General features: G+C 45.3%; 18 protein-coding genes and 3 riboswitches. Of the genes, 9 read left to right on the top strand and 9 right to left on the bottom strand.

From position 1 onward, the window contains the following. Positions 1-66: 66 nt before the first annotated feature. From tenA to MKY75_RS19185, 3 genes are all read right to left on the bottom strand, one after another. Positions 67-756: a thiaminase II gene (tenA, locus tag MKY75_RS19195; protein WP_029518370.1), complete on the bottom strand. Its 690-nt coding sequence runs from the start codon at positions 754-756 to the stop codon at positions 67-69. Positions 757-892: 136 nt separating this feature from the next. Next, a riboswitch (TPP riboswitch) is annotated at positions 893-995 on the bottom strand. A 178-nt stretch (positions 996-1,173) separates the two neighbouring features. Next, entirely contained in the window at positions 1,174-2,127 is a 954-nt protein-coding gene (locus MKY75_RS19190) for an AEC family transporter (protein ID WP_029518371.1), read from the bottom strand. A gap of 73 nt (positions 2,128-2,200) precedes the next feature. Continuing rightward, on the bottom strand, positions 2,201-3,922 hold the full coding sequence (locus MKY75_RS19185; RefSeq protein ID WP_340886257.1) for an NAD-dependent malic enzyme: 1,722 nt from the start codon (positions 3,920-3,922) through the stop codon (positions 2,201-2,203). A 397-nt stretch (positions 3,923-4,319) separates the two neighbouring features. On the opposite strand from MKY75_RS19185, the gene MKY75_RS19180 reads away from it, so the two are divergent. Genes MKY75_RS19180 through MKY75_RS19165 form a run of 4 tightly spaced genes read left to right on the top strand, consistent with a single transcriptional unit; the run spans position 4,320 to position 8,792 of the window. Further along, the gene (locus tag MKY75_RS19180) at positions 4,320-5,441 is read left to right on the top strand and encodes a glycosyltransferase (RefSeq protein ID WP_029518373.1); all 1,122 of its coding nucleotides are present in this window, start codon (positions 4,320-4,322) and stop codon (positions 5,439-5,441) included. 4 nt (positions 5,442-5,445) lie between these two features. Further along, positions 5,446-6,711, top strand: a complete 1,266-nt coding sequence (locus tag MKY75_RS19175; protein ID WP_340886256.1) for a transporter — start codon at positions 5,446-5,448, stop codon at positions 6,709-6,711. Continuing rightward, on the top strand, positions 6,695-7,921 hold the full coding sequence (locus MKY75_RS19170; protein ID WP_029518375.1) for a glycosyltransferase family 4 protein: 1,227 nt from the start codon (positions 6,695-6,697) through the stop codon (positions 7,919-7,921). The genes MKY75_RS19175 and MKY75_RS19170 overlap by 17 nt, the downstream gene beginning before the upstream one ends. Next, the gene (locus MKY75_RS19165) at positions 7,881-8,792 is read left to right on the top strand and encodes a glycosyltransferase family 2 protein (protein ID WP_029518376.1); all 912 of its coding nucleotides are present in this window, start codon (positions 7,881-7,883) and stop codon (positions 8,790-8,792) included. The genes MKY75_RS19170 and MKY75_RS19165 overlap by 41 nt, the downstream gene beginning before the upstream one ends. On the opposite strand, the gene MKY75_RS19160 is transcribed toward MKY75_RS19165, so the two are convergent. After that, positions 8,760-9,467, bottom strand: coding sequence for a response regulator (locus MKY75_RS19160; RefSeq protein ID WP_029518377.1), 708 nt, complete (start codon positions 9,465-9,467; stop codon positions 8,760-8,762). The genes MKY75_RS19165 and MKY75_RS19160 overlap by 33 nt on opposite strands. A gap of 45 nt (positions 9,468-9,512) precedes the next feature. Between MKY75_RS19160 and MKY75_RS19155 the strand changes: the two genes are divergently transcribed. From MKY75_RS19155 to MKY75_RS19145, 3 genes are read left to right on the top strand one after another with little or no spacing between them, the layout of a single operon-like run. After that, entirely contained in the window at positions 9,513-9,962 is a 450-nt protein-coding gene (locus MKY75_RS19155; protein ID WP_029518378.1) for a hypothetical protein, read from the top strand. Further along, on the top strand, positions 9,959-11,695 hold the full coding sequence (locus tag MKY75_RS19150) for an ATP-binding protein (RefSeq protein WP_340886255.1): 1,737 nt from the start codon (positions 9,959-9,961) through the stop codon (positions 11,693-11,695). Before MKY75_RS19155 ends, MKY75_RS19150 begins: the two co-directional genes overlap by 4 nt. Before the next feature lie 50 nt (positions 11,696-11,745). Further along, positions 11,746-16,173, top strand: coding sequence for a hypothetical protein (locus MKY75_RS19145; protein ID WP_340886253.1), 4,428 nt, complete (start codon positions 11,746-11,748; stop codon positions 16,171-16,173). 42 nt (positions 16,174-16,215) lie between these two features. On the opposite strand, the gene MKY75_RS19140 is transcribed toward MKY75_RS19145, so the two are convergent. Then, positions 16,216-16,911, bottom strand: a complete 696-nt coding sequence (locus MKY75_RS19140; RefSeq protein ID WP_069011053.1) for a response regulator transcription factor — start codon at positions 16,909-16,911, stop codon at positions 16,216-16,218. A gap of 160 nt (positions 16,912-17,071) precedes the next feature. On the opposite strand from MKY75_RS19140, the gene MKY75_RS19135 reads away from it, so the two are divergent. Continuing rightward, on the top strand, positions 17,072-18,445 hold the full coding sequence (locus tag MKY75_RS19135; protein WP_165148878.1) for a sugar phosphate nucleotidyltransferase: 1,374 nt from the start codon (positions 17,072-17,074) through the stop codon (positions 18,443-18,445). A 179-nt stretch (positions 18,446-18,624) separates the two neighbouring features. Here MKY75_RS19135 and MKY75_RS19130 read toward each other — a convergent pair whose 3' ends face one another. The 4 genes from MKY75_RS19130 to MKY75_RS19115 form a co-directional block, all read right to left on the bottom strand. Continuing rightward, complete coding sequence (locus tag MKY75_RS19130) at positions 18,625-19,143, bottom strand: thioredoxin family protein (protein ID WP_029518385.1); 519 nt, start codon at positions 19,141-19,143, stop codon at positions 18,625-18,627. A 256-nt stretch (positions 19,144-19,399) separates the two neighbouring features. Beyond that, complete coding sequence (locus MKY75_RS19125; RefSeq protein WP_165148765.1) at positions 19,400-21,256, bottom strand: beta-glucoside-specific PTS transporter subunit IIABC; 1,857 nt, start codon at positions 21,254-21,256, stop codon at positions 19,400-19,402. A gap of 232 nt (positions 21,257-21,488) precedes the next feature. Continuing rightward, on the bottom strand, positions 21,489-22,331 hold the full coding sequence (gene licT / locus MKY75_RS19120; protein ID WP_023990001.1) for a BglG family transcription antiterminator LicT: 843 nt from the start codon (positions 22,329-22,331) through the stop codon (positions 21,489-21,491). 233 nt (positions 22,332-22,564) lie between these two features. Further along, entirely contained in the window at positions 22,565-23,536 is a 972-nt protein-coding gene (locus tag MKY75_RS19115) for a LacI family DNA-binding transcriptional regulator (RefSeq protein ID WP_165148768.1), read from the bottom strand. A gap of 221 nt (positions 23,537-23,757) precedes the next feature. Between MKY75_RS19115 and MKY75_RS19110 the strand changes: the two genes are divergently transcribed. After that, on the top strand, positions 23,758-25,215 hold the full coding sequence (locus tag MKY75_RS19110) for a glycoside hydrolase family 1 protein (protein WP_165148771.1): 1,458 nt from the start codon (positions 23,758-23,760) through the stop codon (positions 25,213-25,215). A gap of 168 nt (positions 25,216-25,383) precedes the next feature. Next, a riboswitch (glycine riboswitch) is annotated at positions 25,384-25,470 on the top strand. 8 nt (positions 25,471-25,478) lie between these two features. After that, positions 25,479-25,573: riboswitch (glycine riboswitch) on the top strand. Positions 25,574-25,702 lie beyond the last annotated feature (129 nt).

The following is a 25,702-nucleotide window of genomic DNA, read 5'->3' as shown; positions in this document are numbered from 1 at the left end:
TCCTCTCTATAGTTGGTGGTTTAACAGGACATTAACCGTACTTCACTCATCGAATTGACAGGCTGACTATTCCAAGACCGCTGCCTGCATCTGGACCGGCCATTCTTCCTGCTTATAAGCCATGTCCCAGAACTTATATTCCAGCTGGCAGCTCAGTATAAAATGCTCAATCATCCGCTCCCGCTCAGCAGCCGTTGCCCCTTCCGCCCAAGCATCTACACGTTCTCGGAACTTGAGTGTTGTATCATCAAGCTGGTCTCCATAAAAGCCAATCCATTCATAGAACGGATGGGACTTATCCGGCTTTACTTCATCTAGCAGCCTGCGGCCAATCTCGGCATACGTCCACATACATGGCAGCAGCACAGCCAAGATCTCGCCCAGGTTGCCCTCATGCGCAACCGTCAGCATGTGCCGGATATAGTGATGAGCCGACGGAGCGAGCGGATATCCCTGCAATTCTTCATAGGTCACCCCTGCGACAGCACAGAAATTTTGATGCGGATGAACCTCGCTGTGGAGAATAAAAGAGATTTGTTCATTAAATACATCCATGTCCTCCCGATTCGTGCATTTGGAGATTGCGATGCCGTATATCCGCATGTAGGCGTTCAAATATTCAAAGTCCTGTTTTACATAGTGAATCAGCTGTCCCCTTGTCAAACTTCCTTCAGCAATACCTCTCACAAAGGGATGCTCAAAAATCGCTTGAAAAATGCCGTCCGCCTGCCGACGGAGTTCTTGTGTAAAACTCAATTTCGCCACCTCCATAAAATTGAAGAGCAAGAAGTCCTGTAAGAATATAATTCCGGAACAACGCTAAAAAGCCGCCCCAGAAAAATGGAGCGGCTTCAACAATAGGCCCAATACGCAAAAAACGCTTGAAACCTTATATACGAAGGCTCCACTTTCCTACGCTAGTACGAACTAGATCAGGTTCAAAGGGTCCAAGATACGTTCTTGTCTCAGCCATAGCGGCTCCCCTAGTGGACTTCTATTCTTTTGACTATTACTGTACATACGTTCATACGCTATGTCAAACATGTCTATCTGGTCAAGGGCCAAACGACAGAGCTGAAGTTCGCTTCCGAGAGGGAAAAAGGCGCTGGAGAAGATCAGTTCCGTCTACACGAAGGAATTCGCGGCAGGCTCCAATGTCTAAATAATCAGCATTTATACCAATAGAGAAATCAGTACTGGGAGTGTAACGAGCGATATGACAGCACTGATGACAAAGGAGGAGGCTGTTTCTGATTCCAGGCTTTCAAAACGGGTGGCGATCATAGCAGCGACTGCTGAACCCGGGAAGGAAACGAGCAGAACTGCCTTCACAGTATCTGCAGACGACAGACCGCACAGGTAGGCGATCAGCAGCATTAATAAAGGCTGTACAATTGTTTTTAACAGTGCGATGGCAAAGGCACTTACACTAAAACTAATGTTGCGTACGCCAATGGTCACTCCGACAGCGAATAAAGCGGCCCCGGACGTAATGTCTCCGATTTGATTCAACGATTTGTTCAACAAATCCGGTGAATGGAAGCCGAACAAGGTCAAAATTACACCAATCAGTGGAACCAGCGCCAGCGGTTCTTTTAATCCATGAAGAATGGAGTCCCAGATTAACCTTCCGAGGTGACCGTTCCGTTCTTTGCCTGAATTCCTGCTGGCTACGGTAGCTATAATGGTAGCCGCAGGGTCAAGGACGGCATTGACTACGATCCCGGTAAGCGCAATCGGAATGGCGACAGCAGCGGAACCGTAGATGGCTCCAAGCACAGGAATGCCCATAAAAGCAAAGGTCGGCTGTGCCGAGTTCAAAGCAAACATGGCGGCATCCTTGACCGACTGCTTCCCCGCAAAGCGGGACAGTAGAAGGAGAACGGTAAAAAAGCCGACAATGCCAATGAACAGGGCCAGCAGGAATGGCCATTGCTCGATGAGCGCTTTCCTGTCCGTTGTCGTAATACCGATGAATAGATGCGCAGGTAGTGCAAATTTGGTAACGAGCGCATTTAGGGTTTTGGAGGAAGAGGCATCAAAGCTTTTGTAATGCCCCGCTAACCACCCTAAAATAATAACGAAAAAAATCGGCACCAAAATGTACAAGATATGTCCGACACTCATAGATTGATTCTCCTTGCTTGAACTGACGTATTCTGCCTGTCTGAACAAGGCAATCTCTTTCTTAAATGGAGCATTAGTGAGGGTGATGTATTACGCTTTCCACTGCTTTGACCTTGACATATTCCGGTTTCCACATTGCATCCCGTATAGCTTGTTCAACATTTGAAATGTGTGCCTGAGCTACCTGATCCTGAATCGCTGCTTTCGCTACCGCAACCGCAACAACGTACGAAACATCACGTAATTTTTGGATATGAGGGAGCAACGCACCGCCAGGCTTATTCGAATCTACGCCATTGGCAACGGCATCTGCTGCGGCTGTAAACATCGCAGGGGTAATCCTTTTGGCTTTAACCACAATCGCACCCAGACCCAGTCCCGGGAACACAAAGGCATTGTTCGCCTGTCCAATTTCAAATTTCGTACCGTTATAAGTGACGGGGTCAAAGGGGCTTCCGGTAGCAATTAATGCCTTGCTATCGGTCCACCGTATTAGATCCTCAGGTATAGCTTCTGCAAGATTTGTAGGATTGGACATGGGCATAATGATCGGGCGTTCTACATGCTTCGCCATCTCTTTGATGATCTCTTCAGAAAAGGCACCGGCTACTCCAGAAGTTCCGATTAATATGGTAGGCTTCACCTGACGGATGACCTCCAGCAGCGGTATTTTGCCGTCATCCGACCGCGTCCATGAGCTGACTTCCTCTTTTTTACGTACATACGGTTTCTGATAATCCAGGACATCTTCCATATCGTCCGTTAACAGCCCGCGGTAATCAAAAGCCCAAAAGGACTTGAATGAATCCTCCTCCAAAAGACCATCCGCGATCATAGCGCCCCGAATTTGGTCAGCGTTACCGATCCCTGCTGCTCCTGGGCCGAAGACAAGTACCTTTTGCTCACGCAGCGGAGTCTTGGTGACACCCACCGCCGAAAGAATTGCAGCCAAGGTCACCGCTCCTGTACCTTGTATATCATCGTTGAAGGTGAGTATACTTTGACCGTATTTTCCTATAATATGGCGTGCATTTACGCTACCCACATCTTCCCAATGTAAAAGCGCCTTCGGGAATTGCGCTAACGTTTTGCTGATAAAAGTATCAATAAACTGGTTATAGGCTTCTCCGCGAACCCGTTTATGGCGGTTTCCGATGTACAGTGGATCATTCAGCAACTTTTCATTATTCGTACCTACATCCAGTACAATGGGCAGCACCCGCCCGGGATGAATGCCTGCCGCAGCCGTATACACTGCAAGTTTGCCAATAGCAATGTTAATCCCCCCGACACCCCAGTCCCCAATCCCCAAAATACTTTCGGAATCCGTCACGACGATCAGGTCCACATCCTCGCCGCTCAAACCGGAATTATAGAATGCTTGTCCAATACCGTTCGGATTATCTATCGACAAATATACGCCCCCAGGACGGTTGTACTCGTGACTGTATTCTTGAATCGCAGTTCCTACGGTCGGCGTGTAGACTACGGGCAGCATTTCACTCAAATGATCGGTTAACAGCCGGTAGTAGAGTACGACATTTCGATTATGAAGGTCGTTGAGAGAAGCATTTTTACGCAGCATGGTGGGTTGTGCCAGAAACTGCTGATATGCCCGTACGCTCTGTTTCTCTAATGAAAGGACGGTGGGAGGAAGGATTCCATCCAAACCCAGTTCTTTGCGTTCTTCTTCTGTAAAAGCAACGCCTTTGTTCAAAAGGGGATTTGCCAACACATCCTTCCCCCGTAAAGGAGTAGATAATGACCCATCGCGATTGACATAAAATGCTTCCATAGAAAGACCTTCCTTCTGTTCATTTACATAACTATTCATAACGAAAGATGACATGTTATCCATAGTATGGACGTGCCAATTTGTTTTATTCGTTTATTTATATATGACAAAATAACCATATTCATTTCTTTCTATTGATCTAAAAGGACCAACTTTCGATATGGATTCGCTAACTAATACTAAGGATTTTGGTTCTAATGAATCAGGTCTAAATACTCTGTTTTTATCAAATATGAAAATCAGTTTTTCTTCTCTTATTCCCTTATATATCATGGAGTGTCAGCTATTTTGTTAAGAAAATATGAAGTATTTGGGCATTAATTTAACCCCTATAAACAAACATTTTTAATTCTTTTTCAACAAAATAGAACTATTCGGAGGAAAAGGAGAGGTTTGTGTGCAGGGACCTATAGCCATTTTTAGCGATAATGACAGGGCTATTGATTATCCCAATGTAATTTGTTTTTACCAATATATACAGTGCAAGGACACGGAGGCAGCTTCAGTCTACGAGAACGCATGTTGCTGCTTGATTGATTATAGGGAGCCGGGGGAGGCGGTGCGGAAAGCCAATCAGATCCGCAGCCAATTTCCGCAAATGCCATTGTTACTGGTGACGGATGTAACATTTCCGTTCAGTGATCAGCATATGGTGCAAATCACCGGAGTAGGCCGTTTGCGACTGCTATTTTGGCAAGCCAATGACACCGAAGAAATGCTTTCGGAAATACAAAGCTTGCTCTATCCCGAGTATTCGACCAAAAGCCAACATATTGCATTTATCTTGTCTGTATATAACGAAGAGCAACGTTTTGTTCATGTCAAAACCTTTGCTGAACGACTGCAAGCCTTTATCCGTAGCCATATTATTGAAGGTTCGATTTATCTCATTGATGATGGCAGCCACGATGGCACCCATGCCTTGATTAAAGCGCTGGAGGCAGCAACGGACTTATCCGTAAACCGGATTAATCAGAATCTTAGTCCGCTGCTTCAAACAAGGGAATTGGGACGCAATACACGTAAGGCAGGGACGTATCTGGAAGGGATGCGGACCATTGGTGCGGATTACTACGTATTTGTGGACGCGGACGACTCCTTTTTTATTGAGGATATTGCCAGAATGATTAATGTTGTTCAGCAGGGCTATTATGATGTCGTGATCGGAACCAAGGATATGACCGCCGAGAATCGGTCTTTATTGCGATCTGTTGTCAGCTTTGGTAAGCGGGTCATTTCCCGTCCTTTTTTACCCACAGGTGTGGTGGATTCCCAGACTGGGCTTAAAGTGATGAGTTCGGTTGCAGTGAAACGGATGTTTCCGCATTTAAAGGAACAGCTCGGATTGGCGCTGGATCTAGAAATGATGTTTATTGCCAAGCGACTCCAGCTTCGTGTGCTGCAATTACCCGTCAAATGTATTGACCGCGATGGATCGCACATCCATGTCTGGAAGGATTCCATTCGTTTTTTACGCTCTATCATTGATATTTGGCGACTGGATCGGCGGGTGAGATAACAACGTGAACAACCGATTGCGTTCGTTGATGTTTCCTCTCTTTAATGTGCTGCTTAACGGGTTTAATTTTTTCTTCCACATTGCAGCGAGCTGGTATCTTACCGGACAAGCCTATGGTCAAGCGAATGCGCTGCTGGCCCTCTTTGCACTGTTGTCCGTTTTGGGCTTATCCATCCAGCTATTGACCGCCAAGCTGGTATCCAAGGGTGGCAAGATGCTTGCGCTACGTAGCTTACCGCTCGGTTCTCTATTACTAAAAGCACCATTGGTGCTAACTGTGCTTGCCATGATCATTTTACTCATCATTCATCCGTTATTGCGCTCGCTTTTAGGCGTCGATTCCGCCCCGCTATTCATGCTGTATGGCTTGATCGGCCTACATATTTTGGTGAGTTCGTGCCGTGGAGATTTACAGGGTAGGGAACGCATGTTGGCGCTCAATGTGAACTATTACATTGAAGTAATAGGGAAGCTGAGCTTGTTTTTTGTTCTGGCTGCACTGGGGTTAAAGCTGGAAGCCCTACTATTGGCGAGCTGTGGGGGAATGTTGCTGTCGCTACTCCACGGCTGGATCGTTTCGGCTCGTGGCTTGTCCTTATTCACAACCAGTGGAGAACATATCCCTTCTGGGCTATGGAAGTCATTGGGTCAGGATTTCACCGATAGCCTTATGACGAATTTATTCATTTTGTTTTGTATCTCTATCGACATGTTGTATGTACAGCATTACTTTCCCGAGCAGGCCAGCAGCTATGCCATTGCGCTGAAGTACAGCCAGTTGGTCTATTACGTTTCGTATAGCCTGATTGCTGCCTTTATTCCAAAGCTCGGTGCGCAGGGGCATGACCGCCAAGCTTTGGGCAAGTTGATTGCCGTCTATGCCGGATTAATGGCTGTAGCTGCGATCTGTGTATATGTGGGCACGACCTTTGTGTTCCCATCCTCTATACCCATATTATTCGGAGCCTCTTACCAATCGGCCGAGGCCTATATTCCATGGGGGGGATGGGTGTACTGGTTATTTTCCATCGTGCTGTTTTTTGTGCATGTGCACGTATTGGTGGGCAGACGCAAATTTATGTTCAGTCTGATGGCAGGAGCCGCGGCTTTATTAGTAGCCTTTCATATTGCCCACACAGAGCCGGTAGATTTCTTGCTATCTGAGTTCATGGTTTACGGAGCTATGGCTCTCTACTTTGTGATAGACGCCTATGTGCATTTGTTCAAAATAAAGATAAAGGGGGATGTACCCCATGAATACCATACATGAACAGGACGGTAAAACCGTAGTTCTATTGCTGTCCTGGCGTGACATACGTTCACCTAAAAGCGGAGGAGCAGAAATTTTCACCCACGAAATGCTTAAACGCTCACAACAAGGCCGCTTCCAGTTCATTCATTTTTCACCCCAATTTGAGGGGATGCCTGAGCATGAAATTATCGACGGTATTACGTATATTCGAAAAGGAAACATATACAGTGTTATTTATTATGCGATGCGCTATTACCGTCGTCATCGAAGGAAGATCGACTATGTGATTAACCAGGCGAATACGCATCAATTCTTTACCCGATTTTGGGTGGAGGCATCCAAGCGGATTTTTTTCATACATCAGCTAACAAGGGAAATATGGTTTGAGAACGCCAAATTCCCGCTAAATGTTATTGGGTTTCATATGGAACCCTTGATGCTTAAGCTGGCTCGTAAGGATCGAACGCTTACGGTATCTCCGTCTACTCGGTATGATCTACTTAAGCTGGGCTTTCACCCGGATCGTGTTCATCTTTTACCGGAAGGCATTGAGTTTGATCATTGGCCGCGCGAACAATTTTTAACGAAGGAACCTAATCCGACCTTCATGTACGCTGGGCGCTTCGTCAAATATAAAGGCATTGATCTGGTCGTTGAGGCCTTTGGGCAGCTCAAGGAAAAGTTCCCTCAGGCTATGTTATGGATTGCCGGAAAAACCGATAAAACCTATGTGGCAGAACAATTGTTGCCGATTATGAAACGGTATGGATTAACATACGGAGAACCGGATGAACAGGGGCAATCGCAAGCTGATATTACCTTTTACGGATTTGTTTCAGCAGAGCATAAGCTGGAGCTGATGAGTCGTGCCCACGCGCTGGTGTTTCCTTCCTTGCGTGAAGGTTGGGGGTTGACAATTACCGAAGCGGCAGCGGTTGGAACGCCCAGCATTGTCAGCAATTCACCGGGTCTGGTGGATGCAACGGATTTTGGGAAGAGCGGATATCTATGCTTTCACGGCGACATCCGGGGATTATCTGAACAAATGGAAAGAGCAGCGAAGGGCGGCGAAGATTACATGGCCATCCGTGAGCGGGCGTATCAATATGCGTTAAGATTCCATTTTGATCATACGGCTGCTGCGTTTGAGCAGTTGATGGAAGATTGGATAGAGGAGGCGGAACAGAGTGGACAAAGTGGTCATTCTCTTCTCCACGTACAACAATGAACGGACGATAGAGCCTTGTTTGCGAAGCTGTATGGGGCAAAATTACAAGGATCTGCATATTGTAATTGCTGATGATGGCTCCAGTGACCGGACCGTCGAGACGATTCGTATGCTGTCGGCAGGGAGCGCAGTACCCGTAACGGTATTGGAGCTTCCCCATGGGGAGCGGGGAGTCGCTAGGGTTAGAGCGGTTGAGGAAGCGAAACGCTTGGGTGCCGAATACATATTTGTATTGGATTCCGATATGATTTTAGCCGAACATCTGATTCAGCAGAGCATCGACTTTTTTGATGATCATCAGGATATTGGCGCTTTGGTCGTTCCGGAGGAGGCGTATTCGGAAGCGGACAATTTTTTTTCCAAAGTGAAAGTTTTTGAGCGAAATGTGATTAATAACGCGGGTGAGACCTTGGGAAAACGCTCCATTGAAGCGGCACGCTTCTGGCGAATGAGCGCTTATGAATCGACGGGCGGGTTTAATGCGGAGCAGATTGCTTTTGAAGAAATACAGCCGACCTTACGTTATATAGAGTCTGGTGGAGTCATTCGCCGGGCGGTATTTACACGGGTATATCATGATGAAAAACAGGTCTATCTGCACGATGTATTACGTAAAAAAGCCTACTACTTTTCAGTGATGGATCGTACGATGTCATCTGAAGAGGGCGGATTACGAAAGGCACTGGAACGTTGGTATTTCTTCCGTCCGGTGCTGTATACGTGGGGGAATTTGAAAAACTATATCCGTCACCCGTTGCTGACGATGGGGATGTTGTGGATGTATGTATGCCTAACTGTGATTGGGGTAGCCGCCGTGTTAAAGGGCGGCACCCGTCACTCAGGCGATCTCGCTAAGGCGGATAAGGCGTAACGATGAATGTCCGAGGGTCAGCGTATCCAGCGTGTACAGGTCGGGATCGGAAGATTCCGACTCCTCATACGGTATGTATAATGAATGCGTGGTTAACTGAATACCTTCCCCGTCAGGATGACGTAGTGAGCGCCCAATAGGATACAGCTCAGCAAGTGCAATGTGTACAGCGGTTACGATATCTTGTTCATTCAGCAGCACATAGGGTCGGTACGGAGCATTCAAAATGCTGTCTATAAATACTGACAGGTCGGAAGCTACGTTCTGGTCTGCTGCATGCAGGCTGTTTCGATTGAGTTTGGCTTGATCAAGCGCCTCATACAGTATTTTTTTTAGCGTATCATCATCCAGCTCCAGCGGTTTCGTCAAAAAACGGAACACACCGACTTGATTAATCGCCGATAAAATGGACTGCGTATGCAGGTGACCAGACAAAATGATTCGTACGATATGTGGATAATCTTTCTTAATCATGCGAAGGAAGGTAATCCCATCCAGACCAGGCATGAGCAGATCGGAAACGACCACATCAATCGGGTGCTGTTCCAGCACTTGTAGGGCTTCTTTGGGCGTGTGAGCGGTATGTAAGGTGAATGCTTCTTGCGTCAGGGTCCGTTCAAGTAGGGACAGAACCATAGGGCTGTCGTCAACAAATAGAATGTTTTGGGGTGTCATAAGAACTGCGCAACTCCAATCAGGAAGTAAGAAATGAGGAACTACATGTATAATATCAGCGTTTTGGCATTTTTGAAAGATGTCAATACAGAACGGGCGTTGCGTCTTTTTTGTGAACGATTTGATTCGGCTGAGCATGCCCTCTGGGAAAAAGGTATGCGTCTCCTTCATCAGTATCATGCTGCACGGCATACAGGGGTGACCCTGGTTGTCTCCAGCGCACTTCAGCATATGGACGATCGTCATGATATTTACGTTGTTGATCTGCGGGAATACGGCGAGGAAGAGTTGGATCGCTTATATATCGCAAAAACATGCGAGTTGATCCTACTGACGGACGGGGCAACGGAAACCGCTGCGAGGTTTGCTGCCCTCCAGCGCCGCACTCCCCGTTTGCTGTGCGCACGGCTACCGCTGGTCAGCTACGAGCTGGAATGCCTGATGCAGGCTATTTTGAGCCGTCGTGAACAAAATGGAGGGGACAGGGAAGCATGAAACAATGGGCTTTGTTGAAACCAGGTTGGCAAAAACTGATCCTGTACCTGATCGTACTGGGTGTGACCGTGTTTTTGGCCGCTGTGCTTCAATGGTTTGTCGTGCGACAATTCAGTGTTCACTTGGCGGAGATTCAGAATGAACAGCTCCAGTATGAGGTACAGGAACTTTCTAGCAGCATAACCGAGCGTTATGCCGCATGGCAGGCTGAATTGAAGGAGCTGTCGTCCAGTCTGGGCAGAGATATGCTGAATCAGGGAACACGCCAGTATCCTGAGGGGTTTAAGCGTGAAAGCGGGGCCTTTTATGTGCTGGATGAACAGTATCATGTGATAGTCGGACGAGATAATCGTGAGATGAAAAGTGCGGTCCAGCAGATTAAGTGGCTGCAAAATGGTTGTGCAGTAAGCTCTTTTGTGACAGAGGATCATCAGCCTGCCCAGTATATCGCATGCAGGATTCAAGGAGCGCAGATGGGCGGTTTTATGGTGCGCAAGGTTGACGCTGATATGCTCAGCGGAATTATTAAAAGTAAACCGGTTAACCAGTATGAGACTTTATTTTATAACGGTCAATTTAAAGTTGTAGCTTCCCGAAGTAATCCGGATATTAACCGAACGGACATCACGGGCGTCACCCGTAGGCTGCTGGAGGGCAATACAGGTGTCATTGAAGATGACGGTGAAAAATACGGGATAGGATTTAGCCGCATTGGGGAAGAAGCCCTTTACATATCGGTTAAGGATGTCAGCGAGGATACAGCACAGCGAATCAGCTCCTTCGGCAAACAGTTGTGGATGGTCATGGTTCTAATATTGTTCATTCTGTGGGCCATGCTCGTACAGTTCCGCAAAAGGATTGTGAAGGATGCCATCGTGAACAACCAGGTGCGTGATCAACGGCGAGATGAAGATATGCGACAGCAGCAGGACACGTATTATTTGCCGTTAATGCAGACGATTGAGCAGCAGCTACAAGAGCTGCAAGAGCAGACTGGCCGTCTCACAGGCGGTGATGATTTGAAGCTGCTGGGATTCTATCATGATCTAGCAAACCGATTTGAAGCGGCATCCAGTCAGGGAAAAGGAGCCTCTCATGAGGAACTGGAGTATTTTCGCGAGTTGAATGAAAATTTTATCCAGGGTCGTCTCAGACAGGAATCCTCACTGGGAGAGTTACTGACGGGAGTTCGTAGCTTGCGCGATGAGCTGGAAGAGAAGATGCATGATAATAGTGGAATTAGCTTTACAGATATGAATGAAATATTGTCTGAGTCGCTGAAATGGGCGAACCGTTCATTGAACATGAAGAACATTCAAGTGATCTTGCGGCAAGAGCCTGTTCCATCGATTGCAGCACAAGCACCCATGCTGTACAAAACGATTCAGGGACTGCTGGAAAATGCAGTGCAGGCCATGGGACGCCAAGGCGGAGAACAGCCTGAGGATCAAGAACAGGGCCAAACAGGTCTGCGGTCCAAGCGACAATCTCAAGTGCTTAAGGTTAGTTCACGGCTGGAAGAAGGAGAAATTGTTATTATCATTGAGGACACAGGCGGCGGGATTGATGATAAAATGCGTTGGAGCTATTTCCAGCCAGACTATTCCCAAAACTCGCAGGAGCATGCATTCAGCTTGTACCATATGGATGCATACCTGAAGACCATAGGCGGCCGTTTAAAGCTGCGTAATACCGATCAGGGCTTGCAGGCAATCGTTCGTTTGAGAAGATAGGTCCAAGATAACCGACAGATATACGAGAAGTTCAAGAGAGGGGGACAAGCATGAAAAAATGGGTATTTCACTATCGTTACGATATGGCGGCAATGATGTTGATGCTGATTGCGATTGTTGCATATCTTGCACCCATCTATGGACCAGGGCAAATTGTGTTTAGCGACATTGCTTTTGGAGCCACCTCTCATCGGTATCTGGAGGAAATAACCGGGGTATGGAACGAGCGATGGTCTACCTCGACCTTGTTCAATGCTCCACGTATCCTGTACATCTTGCCCTTCTATGGACTGTCACTCTTATTTGAGGAAAGCGGACCGGTCTTGCTCAAGTCGTTTATTACAGGCTTGTTATTTGTTTCGGCATTTTCGATGTATGCCTTTGCCAAACGATTGGTTAGCGTGTATTATTCACCAAGCTTTACGAAGACCCGTATTTTTGCCATCATGGTCGGCTCGTTGTTTTATGCGTTGAATCCGTGGGTTATTTTCCGCATTCAGCATATTTATTTGCTCTGTGGATATAGTTTATTTCCGTTAATGCTGCGGTTCTTTTTCAGTGCGGTGGACCCCAAGTTTCAAATTCAACAAATTAAAAACTATCATTCCCACAAGCTGTATCAGCGGAACTGGATCGACCTGTTTCTGTTGGCTGCGGTATTCACCGTTAGTGCTGCGGCAATTCACTATTTTTTCTTCGGCATGATTTATTTGGGCTTGTTCACCATGTTGCTATTGATCAAGCTGACCTGGACCCACCGTAAGGCTGGTCGCACCTATTTGCAGCCGTTATACGGCAATTTTTTGCGTAAAGGGATCATTTTTGGCATGTTTTTCGGTCTGCTCAGTTTTTATTGGTTGTCTCTATATGTCGGTAGCATGTTGATGGACGCTCAAGCGTCTCAGCATAATATCAATGTCGTGGATACGTTGTCTCTGTTCAGCCGCAACAGCAGTTTAAATAATGTGGGTTATTTACTGAGCTATTGGTGGCCCATGTTTTCCTTGTCCTCACTGCCTGTCATGTTTTATGTAGGAGGGGGATTTTTGTTGCTATTGATCGGGTATGCGATGGTGACACGTTCACATAAAAATCCGATCATTCTGATCTTCTCGCTACTTACGCTGCTGTTTCTGGTTGCAGCTACCGGGACGACGTTCCCATCGATTGCCAAGTGGTTTGTCATTCTGGTTACGAAAACCCCTGTGATTGGTTCGGTTTTCCGTGATCCTAACAAATTTATTGGACTGATTGCCCTTAACTTCGGGGTGTTGCTGACCTTTGGTGTCATTCAATTTATGGAATGGTTCGGATCCTCGCCGCTACAGCGTGTATATAAAAAGCTGGCGGTCGTTATCGTCGTCCTGTGTCTGGGGGTATATTTTGCTCCCTTGCGCACTCAGTTCATTGAGGGGTACTACAAGCCAGTACAAGTGCCAGAGGCTTATGCTCAAATGGCTGAAAAGCTGACTGATCCGGATCGTTTCGATAGCAAGGCATTATACTTTCCGATTGCTGACAATATGATTCAGAGCTATAACGGAGTAGCCACGCCCAAATGGAATAAAGGGAAGACCGCAAACGAAAAGGCAACGGGAGATTTTCAGGTATACTCTTCTCCTAAAAATACGATCTTTCATCATGAGGGCAATGATCCCGGTATTACATACTATATGAATTTTCTACAGTATGTCATGGACAACGGATTAAGCTCCCGATTAGGTTGGCTGTTCTCTACCTTTGGTGTCAACCAGTTGGTCTACCATGATGAATATGTGGGACAGGAGAAGCGTCAGGATTTCCACCTCTCTCAGCTGGAAGGTCAGACCGGGCTGAAACGTACGTACCAGAACGGGCTATTTTCCATATTCAATCTCGACCAGACACCGCCCTATATGAACATCCTTGCCAGTAAAATTGTAACACCTTACGGTTTTAGCCGACTAGAGAGCTACAGTCATCTGCCTGGTTTTGATTTTAGCCGCTTTGGAGTGCTGTTCAGTGCGTTAAAGCCTGAGCTAAAAACCATCCAGACGATTAACAAAGGGGATTATGTGGAAGCGGCGTCCTTTAATGACTTGCTATTGTCACAGCTTCCAGCAGAGGATTACTTACGGCCTTTTGATGCCATTGAGGATGGTAATGCCTTTTTAAAATGGTCCAAAACCTTTGCCTCGACTAACGATTGGTTGTGGTATTTATCCTCCCAAAATATACGGAACTTTCCGTTCGATATGGAAATGGATGCAGGGATTGCGGTCACCTTTGCCAGTAAGAAGCTGGATGTGGCCCCGTATCAGATGAGCAGCATCGAAGGGAAGACGGTTGTGGACTTTGATTCCATGTTGCGGACCGAAACCTTCTTCAAGCCGGATAACCCGCAGTTGTTCAGTGTGCAGGCTAATCCCCGTGAGGAATTGAATGATGTGCCAACTCTGCATGGCGAAATTATGAAGGGTGACCCGAGTAATATATGGCAGGTCGCTCGATCGGGTTTGCTGGAAGCCAAGGAAAATAATCCGTATCAGTTCCAAATTACTGTTTCCGGTCGCGGAACGAACAAAATGCATGTGAAAATGAGATTTTACGATAAGCAAATGCGTGAACTGGGGGTTAGCTATGTCGTGGCGCCTTCGGAGGGATATAATTTTGACAGTGTGAAATTTTACGGGGAATACGTGTCGCCGCCCGGCAGCTATTGGATGCGAATGGATTTGTTAACCCTGCAGCGTCCACAGCAAAAAAATTACTGGTGGATTCATGATATCCAGCTACGTGATTTGGGGCAATACAGTAAGCCTAACACGTTTACGATGCACAAAAAACTGGATCAACCTCAAACCTCGCATGTATATGCCAGAGTGTTTATGAATAAGGCAGGCGGGAAATTACAAGTCACGTTACCGGACAAAGTGGTTAGTATCAAGACCCAGGATGATGGTTTAAACCAATTTCAATGGGTCGATCTGGGAGAACATGTTTTTCCAAAAGGAGATACTCCAGTCACGGTTAATAACCTGCAAGGTTTTAATGCGGTCAATCAATTTGCGATTGTGCCTGTGGATCAGCTAGATCGGTTATCTTTTCCAGTGGAGCAGGCATTGAAGCGGGGCAAGCTCTTTTTCACCTTGGAGGCAGAGAACGATTTTAACGCCCAAGGGAATGTGCAGACGGAGCGTGCTTTGCCAAGACTTAGTATGGGGCGAGGGATCAGCTATCAGAAGGGGACGTTAAGCAGGGATGTGGAAGTCGCCAAAACGGGAACCTATGCCACAGCTATTTTGGCCAATCTACCTGCAGGATACCATGGGTCATTAACGATGAAGTGGGTGAATGAAGAGACGGGAGAGGTGCTGACCAGAACGATTCGTACGGAAGAGTCGTATAAGCGGTTACCCGCTACCTCTTTATCTGAAAAGCAGGTTATTGAAACGGTGCCCGATCAGGATGGTTTTGCCAAGAAAATCATACAAATTCCCGGTCTGCTGAACGACTATGGCCGAATAGAATTCAAAAATCTGTTCCTAACCAAGGGAAAGTATCACTTAACCCTTGTGCTGGACAGCCAAGTACCGTCATTGAGCCGTTTTGGAGATATTCATCGAATGGGCGGGCAGGAAGTGACGGTAATGCCTGGGGAGAACACGAAGGAGTCATTAGACACGGATGTCGGATGTGTAGCGGATATACGACCTGGCCAGACGAACCTGTCATTTATGGACGAAGGACTCTCTATCCGTTACGCACCTAGCTATTCCTGTGACTGGAATATATATGCGTCCAAGAAAATGAAGGCCGAGCCGCTGCAAGAGTATGCCGTGCAGTTGGATGCGCGATCAGCACAAGTTGGAAGTCGGCACATGAAGGTCATATTTTTGAATAAAGCGTCCCAGGTTCTCCAAACCTCCTATATTGATGAGGTGGAGGAGAGAGATAAGGAACAATGGAATCATTATGATCAAATTGTGAAGGCACCGGCAGGAACCGCCATGATGCAGTTTCAAATTTTAGCGCATGCGCACAAGAAGCAGTCAGGCTTATTTCAAATGAAGGAATATTCCATTATCCCTTATCAAGCCATGATTACAGTGGATCAATTTACGTTGTTTGAGGGAACGGATATGGATACCTTTTTTATGGCACCACATGCTTCGGAAAGCATTCAGGCTACTCGTGAGAATTCCATGGAACGCAGTTTTACGCTATATAATCCGACGCATCAGCAGGTGCTGATCCGGGAGACCGAATCACCCAATCCACTATGGGAGTTCAGGCTGGGTGGCGAAAATCAGCGAGCCCGTCTGTCTGTGAATGGAGTAACTACCGGATTTATTACCAATGGTAACGGGAACGGGAAAGTCGTCGTTATTCTGGCTTCCGCCTACCGTTTCGGATGGGGACTGTTCCTCATAGGGATACTGGGTGGAGCAGCTTGTTTTCTTCCTTATCGGCGATGGAAGAAGCGAAACCTTCCATAAAAAGCAAGCTGCTCAGTGGGGAAATGGGTAGCCATGATACGGCTACATCTCATATTTGTAGCCTCTGCCCCAGACGGTACGGATGTGCTGAGGATTTTTAGGGTCACGTTCTATTTTTTTGCGGAGGCTGGAAATATGTACGTCGATAGTGCGATCCAGATAAGCGCCATCTCCGCCTTTGATCCGATCCATCAGCTCACTGCGGGTAAAGACTTTACCTGGATTGCAGGACATTTCTTTTATAATAGAAAATTCGATTTGAGTGACTTCTATTTCTTGGTCATCGACTAACAGACAATGACGGTAATCATTCACCCATACCCTTACCTTTTTATTCTTTTGAGTTACCGTTTGCGATTCAGTGAGCATGTTGCGGCCGCAGCGGCGCAGCAGGGCTTTGATGCGGGCATTTAACTCTATCAGACTGAACGGCTTGCATAAGAAGTCATCTGCTCCGTCATCCAGAGCTTTTATTCTTATATTCAGCACGGTGTTATTAGAGATGACCAGCATAGGGACTGTGGTAAATTGACGGATTTGGCTGATCAGCGCACATTCGACTTTACCGGAAAACATTAGAGCGGTCACAATAATATCCGGCTTAAAACGCATGAGTGTAGGAATTGCAAGTTTAGAGTCATAAATAAGCTCGGTATGATAGCCTTCCTCCTGAAGGTGAAGAGCAATCATATCTGCCAAACCTTTTTGATTTTCAATGATGAGTATTTTTATGGGCATGACTGACATCTCCTGTACAGACAAAGATACAATAGCATTGCATAATCATGTATTTGCCACGATAATACATACTTATGTATTCGGCAGAAATGCGAAAAATGAACAGTCTTATAATGTAAGAAAAATATTAATTTACAGGAAGAAGGTTGCATCTTTGCGAATGATTTTATTATCTGGAGGTTCGGGTAAACGTCTGTGGCCCTTATCCAATGTGAACCGTCCCAAGCAGTTTCTTTCCATACTACGTCACGACGAACGGCCCGAAAGTATGCTGCAACGAATATGGAGGCAATTAGATGAGGCGAATTTGGCAGATGAGGCCTATTTTTCGACGAGTGGAACTCAGGCCGAGCTGATTCGAGGACAAATTGGCGGAGATGCTGTAGTGATTGAGGAGCCGACTCAGCGGGATACCTTCCCGGCCATTTCCCTGGCTACGGCCTACTTGCATGACGTTGCAGGCGCATCACGCGACGAGATCGTAGGGGTCATGCCTGTGGACGGGTATGCGGGGGATGAATTTTTTGAGCATCTGCGCAGGCTTCCTTCCATATTAGAGCAATCAGGAAGCCATATCGCATTAATGGGGGCTGCTCCGACGGAACCCTCTGATAAATACGGATATATTGTGCCTTCAGCCTCTCCTTCACTTGACCAGCCATATTATAGGGTTAGTTCATTTGTAGAAAAGCCGGATCTGATTCGTTCAGAAGCGTTGATCCGTGAAGGGGCCTTATGGAATTGCGGGGTGTTTGCTTTTAGACTGGGCTTTTTATTGGATATTCTGAAGCAAATGGGTATACCATCCGACTATGAATCTCTTTCGACAAATTATGCAGACTTGCCTAAAACTAGCTTCGATATTGCGGTAGTAGAGCATACTCATAAGCTCTCTGTGCTTCCATATCATGGAGAGTGGAGAGACTTGGGCACATGGGATTCGTTGGTGAGAGAAGTAAGTTCGAAGCTGAGTGGTCCAGGATATATTTCAGAAGCTTCACATGACTCGCATATCATCAATGAACTGGAGATTCCGGTCAGTATCTGGAATGTCCCGGACATTATCGTCGTTGCCGGGCCGGATGGCGTGCTGGTTACGGATCGGCAGTCATCCACAGGAATTAAGGATATGGTGGCGGAAATTGAAATCGGACCACGTTTTGAGGAGCGCTTCTGGGGAAAGCAAACGGTGTTATCCCATCAAGCGGCAGCAAGTGGATTGCAGACAGTGACCAAACGCGTGGTCATTTCAAACGGGAGATTTATCAGCTATCATGAGCATCAGTTTCGTAAAGAAGTTTGGACTATAGTTTCTGGAACCGGGAGTGTCTCTATCAATGGCGTGATACAGACAGTCAGCCCCGGTGAGGTCATCGTCATTGAACCCGGTACAAAGCATTTTATAGGGGCAGTAGAAGGAGATTTAGAATTCATTGAGTCACAAATCGGACATATCGTATCCGAAACGGATATTATCCGTTATGAATTTCCTGATTCGATTGACGACCATACTCATGAAGTGTCTACAATATAGGGACTGATAGATACGAACGAGGTTTATCAGAAGGCAGTGAAGAGTAGTAGGAACTATTTTTTATTAGAGCTTAGATGCCTGTTCATTCCTAAAAAGGTATTCATGCGTTATACGAATGAATACCTTTTTTTTGCATAAACAGTTCTCTGTGTTTGTAATGAATTGAATAGAAAAGAGACTTATAAAATAATAATTTTCTTGGAAGTCAGCCACTCTTTTACAGCGTCCGTACTGAGGTCTCTTTTGGGCGTCCATTCTATTTTATCAACCAGCTTGCCGTTTCTGAATTCTGCAATAGTGGGGGTGTATTTAACGTTGTAATCCTCTTTGAATTTATTCCATTGAGGCTTGTCCTTATGGATTTTGTGAACGTTCAAAAAAGTAATTTTAGAGCCTAGATTATACTGTTCGATCATCTTGTTAAAGTTAGGCTCAAACCGATTGCAATCGCCACAACTCGGTCTGCCGACATAGACAAACACACTTTGATCCTGCTGAATCAAACGCTTAAAACCATCTAGTGTAACCGCATTCAAGTGGTCATATATTTCGGGATAATTGCTTTTGCTTGCTTGGATCTCTTTATCTTTCTGCTGAACAACCTGCTCCAGATCTTGAAATTTAACTACAGCTGAAATAGCGATACCAATGAGAAGCAATACAATGACACTTAACCCGGCGATATATCCTTTTTTCACAGAAACCCTCCTTTTTTTACAATCTCAAACTTACAATAAATGATTTTTTCGTTTTTCACTGTAACACTTGTCTCATTATGTATAAAAAAGAAGCTTTCCCGTAGGGAAAGCTTCTTTAGTCAGCATTTTGCATAATTCGATTCCCAACGCTTGTAAGTACAGTATATAGACGAATTAAAGCATTTCGATCTATATACTGCTGATTTGAAAACGCTCCTGGGATTTATGCAAAATGCCCTAGTCTGATAATTAAATGTTAGACCACAACAGTCAACAAGTAATCCTCACGCTTCACTTCAGTTTCCATTGTGTTCAATACGTCCAGGTATTGAGCGGAATTTGTTACGATAATCGGCGTAGTCGTTGTATAGCCTGCCGCCTTAATTTGTTCGATATCAAATTCGAGCAACAATTGCCCTTGCTTCACTACATCACCCTCTTTGACGCGCTTGTCAAGGAATTGTCCTTTCAGCTTCACTGTATTCACACCAACGTGAATCAGAATTTCTGCTCCGTCATTGGAAGTAATACCGATGGCATGTCCGGTTGGGAATACGGTCGTAATCGTTCCATTGACAGGAGATGTCAGCACACCCTCTGTAGGATCAATAAGGATTCCTTTCCCCATAGCACCTGAAGCAAAAGCAACATCAGAAGATTGTTCCAAAGGCAATACTTTACCTTGCAGTGGGCTTACGAGAATTTCTTTCTCGATTGTCACTTCTTTCTTTATAGGCGCAGCTTCTGTTTTTGCAGTTTCTTCTTTTGGATCATCAAAGCCCAAAATCATAACCAACACAACTGCGAGTACAAAGGCAACGAGCAAACCGATGACTACCCACAAGAATCCAGTTCCAAAATAAGTTGGCAGCGCCAGTAAACTAGGTAGGGAGAAGGATTTTGCAGTCGCTCCGCCAGAAGCGATAATAGCGCCACCAATACCACCGGATATGCAAGCATAAATAAAAGGCTTTTTCAATTTCAAAGTTACACCATAAATCGTTGGTTCTGTAATCCCGAATACAGCCGCCAGTGTAGAGGAACCCGCCAAAGCCTTCATTTGAGTATTTCTAGATTTCAGGAATACCCCCAGTGTTGCACCGGCTTGAGAAAGTACGGCTGCTGTAAGCATCGGAAGCATCGTGTCATAACCCAATGTAGCAATATTGGACAGCATAATAGGAACGAAGCCCCAATGTACACCGAAAATAACAAACACTTGCCAGAATGCACCAGCCACAGCTCCGGCGATCAATGGGCTTAAATTGTATACCCATGTAAAACCGTTCGCCAAGCCTTGACTGATCAGGTTACCGACTGGACCAAAGGCCAAAAACGTCAACGGAACAACAACTAGCAGTGATAGCATAGGGACGATAATGTTTTTAACCGATTGATGAACAAAGGAATTAAACCAACGTTCCACATAGGACTGTACCCATACCGCGAGAATAATTGGGATTACGCTGGAACTGTATTTTATCAGAATGATTGGAATCCCGAGAAAAGCCAGTTTTGCCGGATGGTCCACCGCTGCAATAACATCCGGGTACACGAGTGCTCCAGCAACTGCGACCGATACAAAGGCATTTGTCTTAAATTTACGGGACGAAGTAATAGCCAGGAATATAGGCAAGAAATAAAATACGCTGTCCGAAGCGGCGTTCAAAATGAGATACGTACCGCTTGTAGTATCAATCCAATGAAGCGACGCAATTAAGGCCATAATCCCTTTGAGCAAACCTGCTCCGGCAAGAGCACCCAAGAGAGGTGAGAAAATGCTGGAAATGATATCGACCGCTTTGCCGAGAACATTTGTTTTTTCGGAAGATTCTTCCTTTTTGGCATTAGGATTGTCTGCATCCTGCAAATTCGTTTCTGCCATCATATGCTCAAATACTTGACCTACATTGTTGCCGATGACCACTTGGAACTGGCCGCTGCTTTCCACCACTGTAATGACACCAGGTGTTGCTTCCAGTGCAGCTTTGTCTGCTTTTGTGCGATCTTTTAATTTAAATCTCAAGCGTGTAGCGCAATGGAATACGGAATTGACATTCTCTTCGCCGCCAACGAGAGTCACTATTTTTTTAGATAGTTCTTTATCACTCATATTTAGAACTCCTTATGGGTTATTCTTGCTACTGATAGGGTTTACCGTTTACATTTGTTGCTAAGATGCGCCGGCATGCATCTTTTTAACCTTGTAAACAAGAAAAACCTAAACTCGTGGTGAAAACTGCGCACTCTTCCTATAAGGGAACGTCGATTTCACCATCAGTTTAGGTTTTGCCTGCCTTACCAGTCACAATCCATGAACGATGAGGGGTATGAAGTTGTTAGTCTTATATGTTATTACGCTCAGTTACCCGATGAATATGGATAGTTAGATATACGTATTCATCCTTGCTTAAATATTGATCGTATGTTTTTTCCAGATACTCATTGATCTTTTGGGCGCAAGCAAAAGCTTCGGTATACGTCTGCTTCACCTGGTTGTACAAGAATTCTTCACCACTGTGAATGACTTCTTTACGAATCACTCGCATCGCAAAATATTGCAAATGTGTCAAAAATCTCGAATAGCTAAAAGAAGACTCATCCAGCACAATCCCGTAATGGTACGTAATAATGTTCAATATATGTTGGACAATCTCGGTCATTTTCAGTGTAGATTTCATTTCGTTACCGTCAATCCGTGCATTCACCATATGCAATGCAATAAATCCCGCTTCATCTTCGCCCAATTTTACTCCGAGCGTATTTTCAATTTTTTGGAGAGCATCCAGTCCAACTGCAAATTCTTTTTTGTAAAAGCGTTTAATTTCATACAGCATCGCGTTTTGGAGTGCCAGTCCTTTTTCTTGCCGTTGTATGGCAAAATGAATATGGTCGGTCAACGTTAAATAAATATTATCGCTTAACTCCGTATCCAACACTTCTGTTGCATGGGTTACGATTTCATTCACGACCTCCAGATGAGATACAGGAATATCGTTCAGCAGCTCGGTTAGTTTGGCCGTGAACTCGTTTTCATTTAACATGAAAATCTTATCTATTTTATCATCATCGACTTGATCGCCAGCCACCTTTTTGAAGGAAATACCTCTTCCCATCACGATGACCTCTTTGCCTTTATCGTTTTTAGTCAATAGGACGTTGTTATTGAGCACCTTCTCAATAATCATTGAAGTTCCCCCTCCCATCCTTTACCAATAAAAAATGCCTAAGCACAATTCAATACTATTGTTAGCAATAGTACTCAATTGAACTCAGGCATTGCCCGCATCACCGGTCACAATCCTTCGATATAGTGCTATTGTAGCACAAAAAAAAGCGATTTCAACATTTTTTATTCTGTTTCGACAAAAAACATTTTATATCAAGACCCTTTTGCCTAATTTGCAAGTAAAGCGTTACCTTATGTGGTCGTACGTTCAATGAGGCTGTACTCTAGCGAATGAAGCTCCATTTGGCGTCCAATCAGCTGGGGGGAAAGCATGAAAAAAGCATTTTGTGCTTGAGCCATGATAGGATTTTGAATCGTTGTAATCCCCAACGTATGCGACAGCTCCGTGTTATCAAACCCAACAATCGCCAGATCTCCCGGTACGTTCAGCCGTTGTCTGCGTGCTTCGCAGAGAATGCCCACAGCTACATAATCGTTAGCACATAAAATAGCCTCTGGGAATTCCCCCCGATGCTGTAACAAATCCCGTACGACCTGTTCGCCATCACGGATATTATAAATTGAAGAGTGATTCCAGTGTTGCAACACTGGCAGATTGTGCTCACTCATGATCTGTTCATAGGCTCGTTGTCTGCTATGGGTATTGATGCTGCTTGGACGACCAAAAGCATTGGCTATACGGGTATAGCCTTTTTGTATCAAATGCTTTAGTGCTAGCATGTAACCTTCATATTGATCCATTGCCACGGAGCGAATATCGGTATGCTCCATTCGTTGCCAGGCCACGATCGGGCCATATTTACAATAGGTACTCAAAAAATCAGTGTCATTCACGCAGGAAATGATGACCAGCGCGTCGACTCTTTTTCTTTTTAAATCTTCAAAAGCTTGAAGCTCTTTCTTTTTGTCTTCTCCCGAAGTATAAATAATGGTTTGAAATTCATACTGGCCTGCTACTTCCACAAAACTGTCCAGAAAAGCGAGAACAATTTCATTGATCGTTGAAGTGATGATGCCAATCTGAAGCGTTTGACCCTTGGATAGAGAAATGGCATTCCGATTAGGAACGTAATCCAACTCCTGCATGATTTTCAATATTTTAGATCTGGTTTCTTGGCTTACATGGGGGGACTGATTTAATACTCTGGATACCGTAGCCTTGGAAAAGCCCGCCAGTTTTGCAATTTGATCAAGATTCGACATGGTGCTTCTCCTCACATAAGAAAAAATACTTGACATGAAACGCGTTACAACGATTAGGATGCTTATGAGGGCATTACGTCTATTTTAAAGCATCTGTCAATGCATTTCAAAGGAGAACGGTTACCGTTAGGTATGGTAGGTATGGATTCACATTTGCAGCATTTGATGGGATTACTTAGGCCAAAGTGAAAATCTTATATACGGAAAGAGGTCTTTATACCATGACGAAGATGCTAAAAGGATTTCCGAAAAACTTCTTGTGGGGCGGGGCAACTGCAGCCAACCAATTGGAAGGTGCTTTTGACGTAGATGGAAAAGGCTTGTCCAGCGCAGACATGATTGCTTATGTACCCAAAGCGGAACGTAAGAACGATCACGCTATAGAGATTTCGTCCGAGCGACTCGAAGACATTTTGGCAGGCAAAGTCAATGCCCGTTTCCCAAAACGTGAAGGTGTGGACTTTTACCACCACTACAAAGAAGATATTGCATTGTTCGCTGAAATGGGCTTTAAAGTATTTCGTATGTCCATCCACTGGTCGCGGATTTTCCCGAATGGCTATGATCACGAGCCGAATGAAGCAGGATTGCAATTCTACGACAATGTATTTGATGAGCTGCGCAAATATAATATTGAGCCCTTGGTAACATTGTCACATTATGAAACACCGCTAGGTCTGACTCAGAAGTATAATGGCTGGCTGGGTCGTGAAGTCATACAGCATTACGTCAATTATGCCGAAACGGTGTTTACACGCTATAAGGATAAAGTAAAATACTGGCTGACCTTTAATGAAATCAATGTAATGACCATGAGTCCGTTCACCGGTGGCGGTGTGGTTATTGACCGTGTAGAAAACAAACAGCAAGCGATATATCAAGCATTGCATCATCAATTTGTAGCTAGTGCACTGGCAACCAAACGGGGACATGAGATCATCCCGGGTGCTCAGATCGGCTGTATGTTGGCACGTATAGAAAGCTATCCACATACGTGTAACCCAGCGGATATACTGAAAGCCCAGCATGAAAATCAGATGAACCTATTCTTTACGGATGTGCATGCCCGTGGGGAATATTCCAACTATATGAATCGTTATTTTGAAGAAAATAATATTGTGATCCAGACAGAACCCGGCGATGACGAAATTTTGAAAAATAATACAGTTGATTTTATCTCATTTAGCTACTACATGACCTTGACCGTATCGGCAGGTCCAGAAGGCGAGAAAGCAGCAGGAAACCTGATTGGCGGCGTGAAAAATCCGTATCTGCAGTCCTCCGACTGGGGATGGCAGATCGATCCGATCGGCCTGCGTGTTACACTGAATACGTTTTATGATCGCTATCAAAAGCCTCTGTTCATCGTGGAAAATGGCTTGGGTGCATATGATAAGGTGGAGGAAGATGGCTCTGTGCATGACACATATCGCATTGATTACTTGCGTCAGCATATTGCCCAAATGAAGGAAGCGATTGCCGACGGTGTTGATCTGATTGGTTACACCAGCTGGGGCCCTATCGACCTTGTGAGCATGTCTACTTCCGAAATGTCCAAGCGCTACGGATTTATTTACGTTGATCTGGATGATGACGGTAACGGAACGCTCAAACGCTCCAAAAAAGACTCTTTTAATTGGTATAAAAATGTGATAGCAACCAATGGTGAAGAATTGTAATTCCATATCATCTCGGGCGGGTATAGCAGAGGACATCCTAAGGATGCGATCTGCTGTACCCGCTTTTTTGATAGACTCAATAATAATATTTCAGAGGGCTTCACAAACTTTTCACTTGTAATAAGCTGAAAGTTTTCTGTATAATGAATAAAAATTTCATATGTCTGGTTGATGTTTGCGGGAGATGGAACGAAGGTTCCGACCGAAGGGGCAAAACTCTCAGGTGCTTAGGCTGGTTACAGCCACAAGCGGGGACCGTAAACGGACAGAACTCTGGAGAGACCCTTAATTGGGCGCCGAAGGTGCACCGCAGAGAACATCTGCTTAAACTCTCAGGCAAAAGGACAGAGACGCGAATAACCTGTGACAGGGAATACCCTAGGCTTTTTTATGAGCTATTAGAGGTAGAAACCTGCACAAGATGGTTGTATTTTTTCGTGCCTTTAACCTCTCCAGGAGTCGAATCAGCTGATTTGACTCTTTTTTG

Source organism: Paenibacillus sp. FSL L8-0663 (assembly GCF_038008125.1).
Classification (GTDB): Bacteria; Bacillota; Bacilli; order Paenibacillales; family Paenibacillaceae; genus Paenibacillus; species Paenibacillus polymyxa_D.
Note: the sequence above shows the minus strand (reverse complement) of the source record. Positions and strands in the feature narration are given on the sequence as shown.